Origin of the sequence: Azospirillum sp. HJ39 (assembly GCF_041507355.1) — a bacterium.
Classification (GTDB): Bacteria; Pseudomonadota; Alphaproteobacteria; order Azospirillales; family Azospirillaceae; genus Azospirillum; species Azospirillum thiophilum.
In genome coordinates this window covers 1,050,337-1,066,088 of the sequence record NZ_CP167911.1, presented here as the reverse complement: position 1 = coordinate 1,066,088, position 15,752 = coordinate 1,050,337, and the positions used below count along the sequence as shown (strand labels likewise).

The 15,752-nt window shown below is 67.1% G+C and carries 13 protein-coding genes and 1 pseudogene; 4 read left to right on the top strand and 10 right to left on the bottom strand.

Annotation, left to right across the window (positions count from 1 at the left end; translation table 11 throughout):
* Window positions 1-9 precede the first annotated feature (9 nt).
* The 6 genes from ABMY26_RS18395 to ABMY26_RS18370 all read right to left on the bottom strand — a co-directional run bounded on the left by ABMY26_RS18395 (window position 10) and on the right by ABMY26_RS18370 (window position 7,869).
* Window positions 10-2,493: a methyl-accepting chemotaxis protein gene (locus ABMY26_RS18395; protein ID WP_372398622.1), complete on the bottom strand. Its 2,484-nt coding sequence runs from the start codon at window positions 2,491-2,493 to the stop codon at window positions 10-12.
* Window positions 2,494-2,971: 478 nt separating this feature from the next.
* A complete protein-coding gene (gene accC / locus ABMY26_RS18390; RefSeq protein ID WP_372399031.1) occupies window positions 2,972-4,312 on the bottom strand; it encodes an acetyl-CoA carboxylase biotin carboxylase subunit in 1,341 nt (446 codons plus the stop codon).
* Window positions 4,313-4,331: 19 nt separating this feature from the next.
* Entirely contained in the window at window positions 4,332-4,781 is a 450-nt protein-coding gene (gene accB, locus ABMY26_RS18385; protein WP_045580474.1) for an acetyl-CoA carboxylase biotin carboxyl carrier protein, read from the bottom strand.
* Window positions 4,782-4,803: 22 nt separating this feature from the next.
* Window positions 4,804-5,253 (bottom strand): type II 3-dehydroquinate dehydratase, encoded by a 450-nt coding sequence (gene aroQ, locus ABMY26_RS18380; protein WP_045580475.1) that lies wholly within the window; start codon window positions 5,251-5,253, stop codon window positions 4,804-4,806.
* A gap of 144 nt (window positions 5,254-5,397) precedes the next feature.
* Window positions 5,398-6,282 carry a substrate-binding periplasmic protein gene (locus ABMY26_RS18375; protein ID WP_372398621.1) on the bottom strand — a complete coding sequence of 295 codons (885 nt, stop codon included), beginning with the start codon at window positions 6,280-6,282 and terminating at the stop codon, window positions 5,398-5,400.
* Window positions 6,283-6,402: 120 nt separating this feature from the next.
* Window positions 6,403-7,869, bottom strand: a complete 1,467-nt coding sequence (locus ABMY26_RS18370) for a dynamin family protein (RefSeq protein WP_372398620.1) — start codon at window positions 7,867-7,869, stop codon at window positions 6,403-6,405.
* Window positions 7,870-8,042: 173 nt separating this feature from the next.
* Between ABMY26_RS18370 and ABMY26_RS18365 the strand changes: the two genes are divergently transcribed.
* The gene (locus ABMY26_RS18365) at window positions 8,043-8,687 is read left to right on the top strand and encodes a hypothetical protein (RefSeq protein WP_372398619.1); all 645 of its coding nucleotides are present in this window, start codon (window positions 8,043-8,045) and stop codon (window positions 8,685-8,687) included.
* Between the two features lie 543 nt (window positions 8,688-9,230).
* Window positions 9,231-9,489: pseudogene (locus tag ABMY26_RS18360) on the top strand (helix-turn-helix domain-containing protein); the annotation flags it as partial.
* A gap of 641 nt (window positions 9,490-10,130) precedes the next feature.
* Here ABMY26_RS18360 and ABMY26_RS18355 read toward each other — a convergent pair.
* Window positions 10,131-10,631, bottom strand: a complete 501-nt coding sequence (locus tag ABMY26_RS18355; RefSeq protein WP_372398618.1) for a DUF882 domain-containing protein — start codon at window positions 10,629-10,631, stop codon at window positions 10,131-10,133.
* A 510-nt stretch (window positions 10,632-11,141) separates the two neighbouring features.
* Between ABMY26_RS18355 and ABMY26_RS18350 the strand changes: the two genes are divergently transcribed.
* Complete coding sequence (locus tag ABMY26_RS18350; protein ID WP_372398617.1) at window positions 11,142-12,401, top strand: L,D-transpeptidase family protein; 1,260 nt, start codon at window positions 11,142-11,144, stop codon at window positions 12,399-12,401.
* A gap of 51 nt (window positions 12,402-12,452) precedes the next feature.
* Here ABMY26_RS18350 and ABMY26_RS18345 read toward each other — a convergent pair whose 3' ends face one another.
* The gene (locus tag ABMY26_RS18345; protein WP_372398616.1) at window positions 12,453-12,842 is read right to left on the bottom strand and encodes a DUF2934 domain-containing protein; all 390 of its coding nucleotides are present in this window, start codon (window positions 12,840-12,842) and stop codon (window positions 12,453-12,455) included.
* Between the two features lie 273 nt (window positions 12,843-13,115).
* Here ABMY26_RS18345 and ABMY26_RS18340 point away from each other — a divergent pair, with 273 nt between their 5' ends.
* Window positions 13,116-14,738, top strand: a complete 1,623-nt coding sequence (locus ABMY26_RS18340) for a polysaccharide deacetylase family protein (protein ID WP_372398615.1) — start codon at window positions 13,116-13,118, stop codon at window positions 14,736-14,738.
* 51 nt (window positions 14,739-14,789) lie between these two features.
* Here ABMY26_RS18340 and ABMY26_RS18335 read toward each other — a convergent pair whose 3' ends face one another.
* Together ABMY26_RS18335 and ABMY26_RS18330 are read right to left on the bottom strand one after the other, a co-directional pair.
* Window positions 14,790-15,152, bottom strand: coding sequence for a hypothetical protein (locus tag ABMY26_RS18335; protein WP_372398614.1), 363 nt, complete (start codon window positions 15,150-15,152; stop codon window positions 14,790-14,792).
* A gap of 124 nt (window positions 15,153-15,276) precedes the next feature.
* Window positions 15,277-15,627 carry a hypothetical protein gene (locus ABMY26_RS18330; protein WP_372398613.1) on the bottom strand — a complete coding sequence of 117 codons (351 nt, stop codon included), beginning with the start codon at window positions 15,625-15,627 and terminating at the stop codon, window positions 15,277-15,279.
* Window positions 15,628-15,752: the final 125 nt, after the last annotated feature.

Below are 15,752 nucleotides of genomic sequence, written 5' to 3'. Positions count from 1 at the left end.
GGCGGCAGGTCAGGCAGCCGCATCGACCGGCGGGCGGCCGTTGGTCGCCATCTCCACGGCGTGGATGAAGTCGCGCGACATCTCCTTGGTATCGAAGGCGAGATGGATGCGCTTATGCTCCACCGCCTTCACGACGACCGTGACCTCTGCCCCATAGCGGTCGAGCCGCAAGTGCCCGACGGCCCCGGCGAGCGAGCGGCCGTCCGTCGCCGTCACCGGATCGATCATGGCGCCGCCGATAGACAGGTTGCGCACGGTCACCGCCAGCCGGTCGCCGCCGACCAGCAGGGTTCCCGTCTCCTCCACCTGGAAGCGCGGCTTGCGCCGGCGGTCGGCATCGCCGGTGGAGGTACGGACGATGCGGACCAGCACCATGCGCAGGGCCTCGATGGAGCGGGCAACGTCGCCGGAGCCGTTCTTGACCTGGGTGGCCTGCTCGCCGGTGCGGTCGGCCTCCTCCGACACCGCGGCGATGCGGTGCGACACCTCCTGCGCGGCGGTGGAGGTTTCCACCACGTTGCGGCTGATCTCCTGGGTCGCGGCGGCCTGCTCCTCCATCGCCGCGGCGATGGAGCCGGCGATATGGTCGATCTCGGCGATGGTCCTGCCGATCTCCTCCACCGCCTGCACCGCATCGTCGGTCACCGCCTGGATGGCGGTGATCTGGCGGGTGATCTCCTCGGTCGAGCTTGCGGTCTGGTTGGCGAGGTTCTTCACCTCCTGCGCCACCACCGCGAAGCCCTTGCCGGCCTCGCCCGCCCGTGCCGCCTCGATGGTGGCGTTCAACGCCAGCAGGTTGGTCTGGCCGGCGATCGACTGGATCAGGTTCACCACCTCGCCCACCTTCGACACCGTCTCCGACAGGGAGCGGATGGTGGTCTGGGTGTTGCGGCCATTCTCCACCGCACGACGCGTCACCTCGCTGGAATGGACGACCTGGGACGAGATCTCGCGGATCGAGGCGGCCAGCTGCTCGCTGGCGGCGGCGACGGTCTGGGCGTTGGCCAGCGCCTGCCCGGCGGCCGAGGCCACCGTCTGCGCGTTGACGCTGACCCGCTCGGCCGAGCCCGACATGCCTTCGGCGTCGTCGGCCATGGCACCGGTCCGCTGCGCCACCTCCTCCACCGCGCGCCCGGCTTCGCGCTCCACGGTCGAGGCCATCGCCTCGAGCGCCCGACGCCGCTCCTCGTCGGCATGGCGCGCGCGCTCGACACGCTCCTGCACGGCATAGCAGAGACGCGCCTTCAGCCCGCGCAGTTGGCCGGCCACCGGGTGGAACTCGGCCTCCGCCGGAAGGTCGATGATGTGGGACTGGTCGTTGCGGGCGATGGCGTCGAAATCCGCCGAGAAGGCCGCCAGCGGCCGCCGCACCGTGCGCAACAGCAGCAGGCCGCACAGCACCGCCGCGATCAGCACGGCCAGCCCGGCCGCCACGGCGAAGACCAGATGCCATTGGAAATCGACCAGCGCCCCTTCATACTCCGCCCTGGCGACGTTCAACTGCAGGGTCAGCAGATCCTTGTTGGTCTGGAAGGCGGCCTGGAACAGCGGCTCGATCCGGTCCCGAACCAGCACTTCCAGCCGTAGCGAATCGCCCTGACGCGCCAAATCCAGCGCCGGCTTCAGCCCGTCGGCCTGGAAGGCGGCGCGCTGCTTGCCGAAGCGCTCCGCCAGTTCCTTCTCCTCAGGCGTCAGGTAGGTGGTGAGGTATTCCGCCCACAGCCGGTCGATGGTGGCGGTATTGCCGGCGATCCGCGCTTCGCGCCCGGCGGTCACCTTGGCGTCGCTGCCGTCGCGGGTATCGATGACGAGAGTCTGCAGCGTCTGCACCTGGTCGCGCATATGGTCCAGGATCTGGCCGATCTGCACCGCCGGAACCGTCCGGTCCTCGTACACCGTCTTCAGCGAGGCGTTGCTGTCGGCCATGCCGCGCAGGGTGACCCCGCCCACCGCCAGCATCGACAGGACCATGAAGGCGAAGATCATGGTCAGCCGGCCGGTGATGCTGGCCGACCAGCGCCGCAGGGAGGCCGCCGCGCCGCGCCCGACCGCCTGCCCGTCACGCACCGTCAGATGGCGTGCCCGTCCTTCGCGGATGTCGGCATAGAGCCGTTCGGCCGAAGCCACCTGATCGCGCGACGGCTTGGTGCGGATGGAGATGAAGCCGGTCATCCTCCCATCCTCGATCACCGGGGTGACATTCGCGCGGACCCAATAGAAGTCTCCCGCCTTGGTGCGGTTCTTCACCAGCCCTTCCCACGGCCGCCCGTCCTTGATCGTCGCCCACAGGTCGGCGAAGGCCTCCTTCGGCATGTGGGGGTGACGGATCAGGTTGTGCGGTGCGCCGACCAGTTCGTCTTCCGCATATCCGCTGATATCCACGAAGGCCTTGTTGACGAAGGTTATGCGCCCGCCCGTGTCGGTGCGCGACACCAGCAGGACGCCGTCTTCCATCACGATTTCACGGTTGCTGATCGGTTCGTTCACACGCATGGACGGGGCCTCGTCGGAGAATAGGCTCTGGCAGGGGGCGGCAAAACAAGGAACACCGCACCTTGCGGAAGGGGCGGCGGTTCAGGACGGCGAACGGAAGATTGTTTCATCTACCCTGGGTGGGCATCGCTCCGCACTGACCCAGATCAAAACAGCAAGGGGCATGCCACATGCACCGGCTTGTCCGGAAAGCCGGCTTCCGGAACAACCCCTATGGGCGGCAAGCTCCGCCAGACGCCCCCCGCTATGTTGAAACAGGCTTGACCGCTGTCCCGGATTTGCATTTTGCGAATAGAAACGCGAATTTCCGGATGAATTTCCAAAATGCAAAAATCATAACATGCAATTATAAAGTAGAAAAATATCATATAGTAAAATCTTGTAAATAAAAACCCCCACCTCAACTTGAGATGGGGGCGTCAATACTGCGGCAACTTGTCGCAGCCATTGGCTTTACACGATGGATCCTGGTCGACGATCAGGATTTTGCCATCAGCTGCTCCAGCCAATGGATGTCGTAATTGCCGTCGATGAAGGCCTGCTGGGCGATGATGCGCTCATGCAGTGGCAGGGTCGTCTGGATGCCGCCGATCACATACTCCTCGATCGAGCGGCGCAGGCGCATCAGGCACTCGTTGCGGCTGGTGCCGTGGACGACGAGCTTGGCGATCAGGCTGTCATAGTGCGACGGAACGCGGTAGCCGTCATACAAGGCCGAATCGACCCTGACACCCAGTCCGCCCGGCGCGTGGTAGCCGTCGATCTTGCCCGGCGACGGCATGAAGGTCTCCGGATTCTCGGCGTTGATGCGGCATTCGATGGCATGGCCTTCGAAGCGGATGTCCGACTGGCCGTATCCGAGCGGCGCGCCGGCGGCGATGCGGATCTGCTCGCGCACCAGGTCGATGCCGGTGATCATCTCGGTGATGGTGTGTTCGACCTGCAGGCGGGTGTTCATCTCGATGAAATAGAACTGCCCGTCCTCGAACAGGAACTCCATCGTGCCGACGCCGCGATAGCCGATGGCCGCCGCGGTCTTCGCCGCCAGGGCACCGATGAACTCGCGCTGCTCGGCGTTGAGCGCCGGGCTCGGCGCCTCCTCGATCACCTTCTGGTGCCGGCGCTGGACCGAACAGTCGCGCTCGCCGAAATGCACGCAGGTGCCGTGGGTGTCGCCGAGAAGCTGGATCTCGATGTGGCGGGGACGGCCGAGATACTTCTCCAGATAGACCTCGTCGTTGCCGAAGGCGGCGCGCGCCTCGCCACGGGCCAGCTGATAGGCCTCCTTCAACTGGTCGGGGTTGCGGGCGACCTTCATGCCCTTGCCGCCACCGCCGGCCGCCGCCTTGATCAGCACCGGATAGCCGGTGTCGTGGGCGACCTTCTCCGCCTCCTCCAGCGTCGTCACCGGACCGTCGGAGCCGGGAACGACGGGCAACCCCTGCTCCATCACCGTCTTCTTGGCGGTCACCTTGTCGCCCATGACCCGGATATGCTCCGGCGTCGGACCGATGAAGGTGAAGCCATGCTCCTCCACCATCTCGGCGAACTGGGCGTTTTCCGACAGGAAGCCGATGCCGGGATGGATGGCGTCGACATTGGTGATCGACGCCGCCGACAGGATGGCCGGAATGTTGAGGTAGCTGTCGCGCGCGGAGGCCGGGCCGATGCACACGCTCTCGTCGGCGAGGCGGACGTGCATGGCGTCGGCGTCGGCGGTGGAATGCACCGCCACGGTCTGGATCCCCATCTCGCGGCAGGCGCGGTGGATGCGGAGCGCAATCTCACCGCGGTTCGCGATCAGGACCTTTTCGAACATCGCCAAGGGAATGCCCCGCTTACTCGATGATGAGGAGAACTTCGCCGAATTCGACCGGCTGGGCATCGGACACCAGCACCTCGGCCACCGTGCCGCCGCGCGGCGCCTTGATCGGGTTCATGACCTTCATCGCCTCGATGATCATCACCGTCTGGCCGGCCTTGACCACGTCGCCCGGACGCACGAAGGGGGTGCCGCCCGGCTCGGCCGCCAGATAGGCCGTGCCGACCATCGGCGAGGTCACCGCGCCGGGATGGGCGGCCGGACGGCCGGCCGGAGCCGCGACGGCGGCGACGGGGGCCGCAGCCAGGACCGGGGCTGCCTGGACGGCGACCGTCTGGGCGGCGGTCGGACGGGTGACGCGGATGCGCTTTTCGCCTTCGGCGAACTCGATCTCGCTCAAGCCCGTCTCACGCAGGAGGTCCGCCAGCTTGCGGACCAGATCGCCGTCGATGTCGAAGCTCGCCATGATGTCAGTCGTTCCCGTTTCCTTAATCGCGGTCGATGATGTTCGCGATGGCGTCCAGCGCCAGAAGATACCCGTGCGGCCCGAATCCGCAGATCATTCCCCTCGCCACCGGCGAGATGTAGGAGTGATGACGGACCGGCTCGCGCTTGAAGATGTTCGACAGATGGACCTCGATCACCGGCAGTTCCGACAGGATCAGACTGTCCATGATCGCGACCGAGGTGTGGGTGTAGGCGCCGGCATTGATGACGATGCCGTCATTCTCGGTCCGCGCCTGCTGGATCCACGAGACCAGTTCGCCCTCGTGGTTGGACTGCCGGAAATCGACGGTCAGACCCAGCCGGTCGGCACGTTCATGGCAGGCGGCCTCCAGGTCGTCCAGGGTCATCGACCCATAGATTTGCGGCTCGCGTACGCCCAGCATGTTGAGGTTCGGCCCGTTGAGGACCAAAATCGACGCGTCGATGGCCACGGCCCGCGCCCCTTTTCCATAGATCGAAACCGCGCGTTTATAGCACGAAGCATCGTCCTGTCCATGGTGAGCGGATGGCATTGCGCGGAAAAGCGCGCGCCCGCGGCGCCCCCGCAACGCCCCCGCCCTGCCCCGGGATCGCCCTCAGGGTGGTGGGGGCGGTGTATGGCCGGTCAGCAGGTCGCGGTATGCGCCCTGCGATTTCAGTGCCTTCAGCCCGTCGTTGAAGGCGGCCACCGTCGAATCCGCCCCAGGCGTGGCACGGCCTATCACCAGATGGAAGGTGACGACGGCATAGGGCCGCTCCGACATCCGGATGTCGTCCGCCAGGCCGGACCGGGCGATGGCGGCGGCGGCACTGTACTCGTCGATGATGAAGGCATCCGCCCGTCCGGTCGCCACCATGCGCACGCAGGCGCCGAGATCGGACGGCGTTTGCCGCGTCAGAGCCCTCCGCTCGACCAGCGCCTCCAGTTCGGGCGGCAGGGCATAGCCGACCGGCTGGCAGACCGTCCGGCCGTGGAACTCCTCCGCCCCGCCGGAACCGGCCGTCTCCTCCCGGCCGCCGGCGCGGCCGTGGAAGGTCATTGCCGTGCGGTTCGACAGGTAGACGAATTGCCGCACCTCGATCACCGGATCGGAAAACAGGACCTCGCGTTCACGCTCCGGCGTGCGGACATAGGGAAAGGTGGCGAGGAAACGCCCTGCAACCACCCCGTCGTAACCGCGCTTCCACGGCATGAAGCGGACATCGTACTGGCGGCCCTGCAACGCGAAGGCCCGGCGGACCAGGTCGGTCACCAGACCGCCGCCGGGCAAATCCTCGCCGGTATAGGGGGCATAATCGTCGCCGGTCACCAGATCCAGACCGGTATAGGGTGCCTGGGCCGGAGCGGGGCCGGCGTCCGCCGCGCGCAACGGTGCCGGGGCGGCGGCGAGAAACAGGCCGGCCAGCACGAATGGCGCGGCGAATGCCCTGCGCGCGCCCTGCCCCGCATCGCCGGCCGCACCGGCTCTTCGAGCGCCCATGCTTCCCGATTCCCCTTCCGTCCGCTTGCCGGGCCTGCGGCCACGCGGCGCATGAAGGCGGGATCTAACGGCCTTTCCGCCGCGCTGTAAAGGGCGGCCGGCAAGCCGGCGCGCCCGGGATCACTCCGCCGCCGCCGCGGCAGCGGCCTTGGCACGGCGGCCGGCCGGGTCGGTGTAGAGGTCGTTGATGCGCTGGACATGCACCGCCGTCGCCTCGCGGATGGCGAAGATGGCCTTGCGGGCGCGGCCGCCCCAGCCGGCCGGCTGCTTGGCGAAGATCGACCGGAAGAAGCGCGTGTTGCGCAGGAAGGCCTGCCGCAGGTTGAGGTCGACGTCGCCGAAACGGTCGCCGAGCGTCGCGGCGATGCGGCCGGCGAAGAACTGCCGGATCTTGAAATGCCCGGCCAGGAACAGGCCGCCCAGGACCACGGCGGCACCGATCGGCCGCACCGGGGCGCCGCCGTCGGTCCCGGCTTCGAACAGCCAGCCGAGGAAGGCGCCGAACCCGCCGCCAACCGTTTGCAGCACCACGCCCAGCACCAGCACCAGCAGCGTGGCCCACACCGCGTCGGCGATCAGCACGCGGCGGCGCCATGCCGCCATCGCCTCGCGGAGCTTGGGCACCACCTCTCCCTCCAGCTCCTTGGTCAGGCTGTCGATGGAACCGATGATGCGGTAGGAGCGGGCGACCTCCACCTCGTTGATCCGGCTGTGGATCTCGGCAAGGTCGTGATCGCGCCGCGCCTCGTAGCGGGCGCGCTGGCCGTCATCCTCGATGGCGACGGCGGACCGCTGGTCGTAGATCGCATAGAATCGGCCCGACACCAGCCCGGCCTGGGCGATGGCGCGCTGCCAGGCGCCGAACACCGCCTCCAGGTTGTCCTCCTTCGCCGTGGTGTCGACCTGGTTCAGGATGTAGCAGACCTTGCGGGCATCGGCGCGGTTGACCGTCTTGGCGACCAGATGTCGCAGCGTGTCCTGCATGGCGCCCGGTTCGGGATGGCGGGCGTCGAAGAAGACCAGGACGAGGTCGGACAGCTCGACGATATGGTCCACCAGCCGCAGGACCGAGCGGCGCTGGTCGTCGGCGTCGAAACCGGGCGAATCGATGAAGATCTTGCCCCGTGTCCGCGGGCCGGACAACGTCTTCAACTGCAGATAATTGTCGATCCGCTTGCCCTCGCCGGCCGACACCTTCTCGATCTCGTCGGCGATGCGGTAGAAGGGAAAGCGCGGATCGGCGTTCAGGGCGGTGCCGGGCAGCGCCTCCTTCCGCGTCTGCGGGCCGTGGCAGATCACCGTGAACTTGTCGTCGACCGCCTGGTTGCCGGTATTCTGCAGCGCCTCGCCCAGATAGCCGTTGAGGAAGGTCGACTTGCCGGCCGAGAAGGTGCCGAGCACCGCCACCATCGGCCACCAGGGGATGCGGGTGGTCAGGGATTCGTGGCGGTCGATCAGCCCCAGGCCGGACAGGATCCGGTCGAAGGCGCGGAAGGTCGGGAGGACCGGCAGCAGGTTCGGGTTTTCAGCGCGCAGATGCGCGTCCAATGCCGCGAGGCGCTGCTGAAGGGCTTGCCGGGGGGTCATGGGCGGACACGTTCCAAAGTGGCACGGGGCAGGACCGGGCCCGATGGGACGCCGGCCCGGGAAGAACGGTCCTGTCTAGCACGGGCGGGACGGCTGCCGGACATGAAATCTCCCTCATCATCCATGCGGGGCTCCGGCGGGAACCGCGGGCGGGACCGGCGCGTTACCCGGCGATGGACAGCGCCGACACACCCGACGGACAACCCGCCCCCACGCCGGAGGAGGACCATCGGCTGACCGCGGAGGAACTTGCCTTCCTGCTGCGCGACCCGGCCGAGCGGGCCCGCGACGCCGAGCGCGCGGCGCGATCCAACCGCAGCCGCACCGAACGCAGGGCCAGCGACCCAGACTATGCCGAGCGGCTGCGTGCAGGGGATCGCGAGCGCCAGCGCCGCCGCCGCATGCGCGACGCCATCGGCCGGCCCGAACCGCAGGAGGTTCCGGCCGTGCCGCTGCCCGACCTGAGCGAGGCCCAGGCGGCGGAACGGCTGGCGGCCCATCTCGACCGCTCGGCCTCCGCCCAGGCCGCGCAGTTGCGACGGCAACCCGACCGCATCCGCCTGTACGCCGAGGCCTTCGTCGCCTACCGGACGCTGTCGTCCGCCGGAGCCCGGCCGACCCGGGGAGCGCTGGCGACCCTGCTGAAGTCCCGCTTCGGCCGCAGCCTGACCCCTTCCCAGGTCCAGAAGCTGCGCGACCATGTGGAGGGCTTCGCAATGCCCGGCGGCCCATGGGAGGAGGCCGCATCTCCTGCGCGGCGGAAAGGCGCTGCCAAGGCCGATATGCGTCGTCACGCATCGCGGGCCGGGAAAGCCTGAATCGGCCGATGGGACGGCCGATCCGGCATCTTTTCATGGTTAATTATGGGTTAACGTTTGGTTGGGCAACAAGTCCGCCTGCGACAGCCTGAGATTTCATGCGCGTGACGGACGCTATCGGCCCTAAGTATGCTGAAAATTGCTTTGCCAACGCATGATTATTTGCCGAAGCCAGAACGTCTTCTACCGACATCTGGGAAGATCCAAGCACCGCCCGTGATCGAACGGATAAATTCCGAAATCGGAAAGCTGTCGATCCAACCAGTGGATGAGCCCAAAGAATCGGTCATTTTCACAATGGGATATGCGCAGGGTACGGATAGAGTGTCTACGGAATTGATTTCCTTGACCACGCGCATAATACAAAACTGTAACAGGGAGTTACCGGCGAATGCTGGTCGATCAGCGTCGCCTATCGGAATATGACGGAAATACGTTAATATTAATGATTTTTCTCTTGAAGTCAAACAGCGGACGTGCAAACAATCCTTTCATTCTCGCAAAGAGAGGCTGTGAACGACTGGGTATCGGAGACCAATGGACATGAGTGAACCGACGGCGCGCAAAAGAGGACGACGCGGATCGCCGGAATCCTGGTCTGTGGACGCCCATGTCGGGCAGCGCGTGAGGATGCGCCGGACCCTTCTGGGAATGAGCCAGGAAAAATTGGGCGAGGCCATCGGCCTGACCTTCCAGCAGGTGCAGAAATACGAACGCGGCTCCAACCGTATCTCGGCAGGCACGCTCTATCGCCTGGGCCAAGTCCTGGATGTTCCGGTCAGCTTCTTCTTCGATAGCTACAACGACCCCGGTTCGTCGCGCCGGCTGCGCAGCAGCGGCGACGAGGCGGAAGAAACCGGAACCCAGATCAGCCGGAGGGAGGCGCGCCTGCTGCGCCTGTGGCGCGCCGCCCCGGCCCATGTCTCCGACGAGATGCTGTCCCTGCTCTCCGCCCTCTCGCCCGAAATCAAGGAAACCCCCGAGGGCCCGGAAGACGGCGAGGACGGAAGATCCGCAGCGGCACCGCAGAATGGGGGCCAGCCGCCCCAGCTCAAGACCCCGGCACGATCGTCGGGCCACCCTGCCGAGAACGGCACGACGGCCGGAGAAGCGGACGGCTCGGTCCAGGAGACGGAAGGCGTTCGAGGCCCGAGCCGCACCGTCCGCAGCGACTCCCCGCGGGTCAAGACGGTGAAATCCACCGACAATTCGAACAAGGCGCGACGGCGGCACGGTGCCGTGTGGGATCCGACGGATATTCTGCGCGCATCCAAACCGCCGCCCCGCAACTGAACAGCTGCGAACGACAGACTCGAAAACGACGGACCCGAACGTCACGCAAGGCGTGATCGTCGAGTGAACTGGATAACGGAAAGGCTCCGCATCGTTAAGAATGCGGAGCCTTTCCGTTATCGGCATGGTCCCCGGAAGGATGCGCCGGCCTCACCAGCTGCGGACGGGACCGACGTCGAGATGGACGAAACCGCTGCGCGGGTAAAATCCGACGCCGCCTGCCTCCATCGCCCGCGCGGTTTCGGAGATCGCGCGCAATTGGGTATCGGGCAGGCGGATATCGATGGCCATGCCGCGGGTATGGTAGCTTTCCTTGGCGACCCCACGCGACCGGCGCCGCGCCATGGCGTTGGTCCGGCGGGAGCGGTAGCCGCAGATCACCTCGAACGGGTCGTCGGAACCGACGGACTGGTGTACGCGGGCGAGCAGATCGAACAGGCGCGGGTCATAGCGGCAGACCTGCTTGGCGCGGTGGTCGCGCAATAGCACGTCCAGCTTGCGCAACGCGTCGGGCTTGTAATGGCCGTCCGCCCAATAGACCCCGTCGAACCGTTCGTTCGTGTTGATGTTGTGAAGGGTCAGGCGCCGGACGCCGCCGCTCAGAGGCGCCGCCTCCGCCGAACCGGTCCCGAACAGGACCGGAGCCGTCACGACGCTGGTGGCTACCCCCGTGACCGTCGCCGAAGCGACAGGAACCGCCGCAGACATTGCCGCTACGGCAAAACCCAGGAACCCGCGCCGCCCGATTGCCGGCGCGGCACGCTCGTCATCCCCCAAATGCATCCCCGAACCTCTTCGTTTTACGTTTTGGCCGTTCTACGTTGTGGCCGTTCGGCGTTTGGCGGGTCGCGCAGCGCCCGCGATGGTGTAAACCTTATGTCCAACGCTGGTCCGAACCGTCCCATCTGGTGCGAAACGTCTCCGGACGGATATTCGTATAGGGAAGGTCATCGGCCGAGGCAATTAAAAAATTTTATACTGTGACCTTATTGCATAGGACAGTCATAGGATGGCGGCAGGAAAATCACACCGGAGGAATGATTGGAGGAAATTCGCCCTCCACGCCTCGCCTTCCATTATTGCGTTGCATAGATTGAGTAAAAGGACCGCGGCGCATCCCTTCGGACAAGTCGCCGCCCCCATGCGACAGAGGGTTCCGACATGACCGTATCCGCCGATCTCCACAAGCCCCGCAAGCTGGCCGCCCTGGCACTGGCCGCCGCATCGGCGTTGGCGTTGCTTGGGGCCGCACCGGCGGACGCCCTGCCCTACCGCGACACCCTGACGCAATGGGCCGACCGTCTGGATGCCGCCGCGGTCGAGCTGGATCGCGCCGCACCGCAGGTTTCGGCCCGAATCGGCGAAGGCGGGCTGATGAAGCTCGGCAGCACGGGCGAGCGGGTGGGTCGCCTGGCGCAACGGCTCGTGGAGTTGGGGCTGCTGCCGGCCGACAAGCTGTCCGACCTGTTCACCATCGACATCGACCGTGCAGTGAAGTCGTTCCAGCTCTCGCAGCGGATGAAGCAGGACGGGCTGGTCGGGGCCGGCACCCGCGCGGCGCTCGACCGGACGCCCGCCGAGGCCGCGGCCCTCATGCGGCAGAGCGCGGCGGCGATGCGCAGCTTCCGCGACACCGCGCCCGACAGCGTGCTGGTGGTGAACCTGACCGACCAGACCACCACGCTGGTCCGCGGCGGGGAGGAGGAGTTGACGATGCGCGCCATCGTCGGCCGGCCGTCGCGCGAGACGCCGCTGCTGACCGACCGGATCACGCACATCATCGTCAACCCGACCTGGACCGTGCCGCCCACCATCCTGAAGGAAGACAAGCTGCCGATGCTGCGCGCCAAGGGCACGCCCGGCATCCAGAACGCCGTCGTCTATCTCGACGGACAGGAGGTGGCACCCGAAACGGTCGACTGGAACGAGGTCAGCCCCGGCCGCGTCCGCATCGTGCAGCAGCCGGGCGACCACAATGCGCTTGGCCGCTTCCGCTTCAACCTGACCAACCCTTACGACATCTATCTGCACGGCACCAACGAGCCGCGGCTGTTCGCCCGCGAGCTGCGCTCGATCAGTTCCGGCTGCGTGCGGCTGGAAGATCCGCGGCGCCTGGCCGAACTGCTTCTCCAGGGAACCACCGTGACACCGGCACGCATCGACCGCATGCTGGACCGCCCGCAACCGCAATGGGTGAAGCTGGCGGCGCCCATGCCGGTGCAGTTCGTCTACTGGATCGCGACCGTGGAGACGGACGGAACGGTCCGCCTGCATCCCGACATCTACGACCGGCTGGACGACGCGCCGGCCACCGTGTCGGTCCCGACGACGGATGCCCCCGCCACCATGCCGGCGGTACCGGTCGGATCTCCGACCGATGCCGGCCGCGCCGCGGCGACGAACGTCAGGTCGCGGGCCTGATCCCCGGCGGCCGCCAAGGCCAGTTGGAGATCTTGGCGGCCGCACGGACATTCAGGCCCGGCGGCGCGTCTTCCTGCTGCGGTTGGGCGGAACGGCGGTGGAGGCGGCCTCGTCCGGCCTCGGCCAGACGTCGCGGTCGCCGCGCATCGGCATGCCGAACTCCTCGCCCTGGTCGGCAAGCCCCGGCTGTTCGCCCTGGTTCGCGATGCTCAGCACCGGTTCGACCGGTTCCGTCCGCATCGCCGTCGCTTCCGGCCCCCCGGCCGGGTTGGGCTTGAGCGTGTCCAGATAATTGTCCTGGATCGCGATCTCCTCGCTGGCCAGTTCCCAATGGGCATTCTCCCGCCCGTCCGGACGGCCTTCCCGCTCCCATATTTCATGGGCACGCCGGCGGATGCGGCTTTCCAGTTCCTCGTCCATATGATGGGGTGTCGTCTTCATCGGTGGGCCTTTGAGTGAAGGGAGCGGAGGCCTTGGAAAGCGCCTTGCGCGCCCTCCGGCCACCCTGCCGGTCCCTAGTGAACCCCGCCGTTCCCCCGCCGGTTCCGGCCCTACCGCACCGCACCGTTTCCCAACGGCAACGCCTGCCCGAAAACCGCCGGATTTGCCCCAATTCCGCCGCTTGTCGTTTGAATTAATACTTTCGTGGTGATATTGCACCGGGATCAACCGGCGGTCCCGCAAATTGTGGCTGGGCCAAGCGACGGGACCGATATGTTGCGCATCCTTTGGCCGAACGCCGCCTTCCCCGCCCCCTCCCCAAGGGTGGCCGACGCCGTCCGCAGCCGAGTCGCCGCACCGGTCGTCCGGTCGCACGGCATCCTGTTGGGAACGGTGGTGGTCGCTACGGCCCTGCTGGGCGGCGCCCTGAGCCTGCCGGCCTCGTCCCATGCCGCCGAAACCCGACCGCAACGCCCGCCCGCCGCGAAGCAGACCGCCGCTCCGGCCGCCGCTTCCGCCGCCGCTTCTGCCAAGGCGGAGGAGAAGCCCGCCGCGACGCCCCCGGCCAATGGGCCGGTGTTGCAGCTCGGCATCTATTCCGGCGACGGCGACGCATGGTGGAGTTGGAAGAGCCTGCAACGGCGCGAGCCGGAGCTGACCGCCAACCTGACCGCGTCGGTCATGCTGCTGGACGGCAAGAGCGAGGCCGGCGGCGTGGCGCTGTACGCCCAGATCGGCAACGGCGTCGATCCGAAGGCGCTGTGCCGCAAGCTCGTCGGTGCCGGCTTCGGCTGCCTCGTCGTCGATCGGCCGGCGCCGTCCGCCGCACCGGCTCCAAACACCCGGACGGCGGCCGCCACGGCGAATGCCCCGATGCCGGCCGTCGCCGCCGCTCCCGCCCCGGCACCGGCCAAACCGCCGGCCGTGACCGTCGCCGTCGCGCCGCCTTCGGCCGAACCGCAACCGGCCGTCAAACCGGAGGCGCCGCAGCCGGCGGTCAAGCCCGAGCCGCCGCAGCCGGGCACCACCACCTCGGTCCTGGCGCCCATCGGCTCTGCCGTCGCTGCACCGCTGGCCCCGCCACCGCCATCGGTCGCCCTTGCGGTACCGCCAGCCGACGGCACGATCATCTACAGCGAGGAAGACGCCCGCACGATGGCGGACATCGAGCAGCACAGCCGGCGCAAGGGCCGGCTGCGCTCGGTGATGCCGGATTCGCGCTACGACGTGATGCCGGCGACGCTGAAGAAGCAGAACTGGAACCTCTGCGCCCTGACCTTCGACGACGGTCCGCACCGCACGGTCACCCGCCAGGTCCTGGACATCCTGAACCGCGAAGGTGTGCGCGCCACCTATTTTCCGGTCGGGCGCATCGCCGAACGGCACGGGGAACTGATCCACGACTTCGTCGTGAGCGGGCACGAGATCGGCAACCACAGCCTGACCCACTCCGACCTGCGAAAGATGGATGCGGCGGGGGCGCGTTACGAGATCACCGAAACCAATCGCATCCTGCGCGAATTCGGTGCCAATCCGGTGCTGTTCCGCCCGCCCTATGGCCGCTACTCGGAAGACCTGCTGACCATCGCGCGGGAGGAGCGCATGGGCTCCGTCCTGTGGTCGGTCGATACACGCGACTGGCAGGTCCGCAACGCCGACAAGATCGTCAGCCAGATCAAGGTCGGCGGCATGCCGGGCAACGTCTTCCTGATGCACTCCACCTATCCGACCACCGCACAGGCCCTGCCCCGCGTGATCGCCGAACTGCGGCAAAAGGGGTGCGAGTTCGTCACCCTGTCGGAGTGGCTGGATCAGGCACGCAACCTGACGCTTCCCAAGATCGTGAATGCCGGGATGCCCTCGCCGCCTGCCGATGCCGCGGCCGGACGCCAGTAAGGGCAGCCGGGAACCGCCTCCGGCCGGGAGCGGGGAAGGACGGGCAACGCCCTACTTCGCGCCTTTCGCGTCCTGTTGCTTGCGAAGCTGTGCGTACTTGTGGATCGCCGCTTGAACGTCCGCCGGCAGCAACGTCCAGGCCGCCCCCAGGCTGGCCCCCTTGACTTCCACCACGGTCACGGTCGTGGAGAAGGAGAATTTTCCGGACGCATCGTCGACCCGCACCGACACCCGAGCGTTCTGGCCGGCGATCAGCGATCCGTCGAAACTACGGGCGACGAAGCCCTTGGGCGTCAGCGAGACGATGGGAAAACACTTCCCGTCGAACTCCACGACGCTGACCGGAAGCCTGCCGGCCGGCTTTGCCGCCTTCTTGTCGCTCACCGTGACTTTCAGGAAGTCGAAAAGCCCCATACCTGCCCCCGGGAACACCGCGGAACGGCGCGATACCGCTCCCGCCAGCGATTAAACGCGGGCAAAGCGCCGGGAGCAACGGATTCCTGCGGGATAGAGCCTTCGGGCAATCCCTGACTGTTCGTCAGCGGCGTGCGTCATCCTGCAGGGCATCCTGGACATCCGCCCAGACACGTTGCGCCCGCCGCACCCACAGCAAGGCAAAGGGCAGCAGGGTAACGAGAACCACCGTCATGCCGGCCACGATCGACACGGCACCCAGGGCGTCGGAAACGGGAAGACGCGCGGCCAGACCGGCCATCAAGTGCAGGATCAGCGCCCCCAGAACGGTCGCCCCCAGCACCGGACCGGCCAGCGCGGCCAGCAGGCCGACCGTGCCGCGGCGACGGGAGGACTCTTCCGGCAGGCCAACGGGCCAACCGGTCCGGACCGCCGGATACGGCGCGCCGGCAACGCTCCGCACAAGGTTCCGCATTGGCACCTCCGCTCTGGCTATCCTCCCTGCCGCCGATCCGAACGATCGGAACCATCCGGATGGACAGGGCGCTGAAGAGACTGGCAGGGAAACTATAGGAGACTTTTCCCGGCTTGGCCAAAATC

Bases quoted from the DNA above. Each gene is read 5' to 3' on its own strand.
- ABMY26_RS18395 (WP_372398622.1), bottom strand. From the start codon at position 2,493: ATGCGTGTGAACGAACCGATCAGCAACCGTGAAATCGTGATGGAAGAC.
- accC (WP_372399031.1), bottom strand. From the start codon at position 4,312: ATGTTCGAAAAGGTCCTGATCGCGAACCGCGGTGAGATTGCGCTCCGC.
- accB (WP_045580474.1), bottom strand. From the start codon at position 4,781: ATGGCGAGCTTCGACATCGACGGCGATCTGGTCCGCAAGCTGGCGGAC.
- ABMY26_RS18375 (WP_372398621.1), bottom strand. From the start codon at position 6,282: ATGGGCGCTCGAAGAGCCGGTGCGGCCGGCGATGCGGGGCAGGGCGCG.
- ABMY26_RS18370 (WP_372398620.1), bottom strand. From the start codon at position 7,869: ATGACCCCCCGGCAAGCCCTTCAGCAGCGCCTCGCGGCATTGGACGCG.
- ABMY26_RS18365 (WP_372398619.1), top strand. From the start codon at position 8,043: ATGGACAGCGCCGACACACCCGACGGACAACCCGCCCCCACGCCGGAG.
- ABMY26_RS18350 (WP_372398617.1), top strand. From the start codon at position 11,142: ATGACCGTATCCGCCGATCTCCACAAGCCCCGCAAGCTGGCCGCCCTG.
- ABMY26_RS18345 (WP_372398616.1), bottom strand. From the start codon at position 12,842: ATGAAGACGACACCCCATCATATGGACGAGGAACTGGAAAGCCGCATC.
- ABMY26_RS18340 (WP_372398615.1), top strand. From the start codon at position 13,116: ATGTTGCGCATCCTTTGGCCGAACGCCGCCTTCCCCGCCCCCTCCCCA.
- ABMY26_RS18335 (WP_372398614.1), bottom strand. From the start codon at position 15,152: ATGGGGCTTTTCGACTTCCTGAAAGTCACGGTGAGCGACAAGAAGGCG.
- ABMY26_RS18330 (WP_372398613.1), bottom strand. From the start codon at position 15,627: ATGCGGAACCTTGTGCGGAGCGTTGCCGGCGCGCCGTATCCGGCGGTC.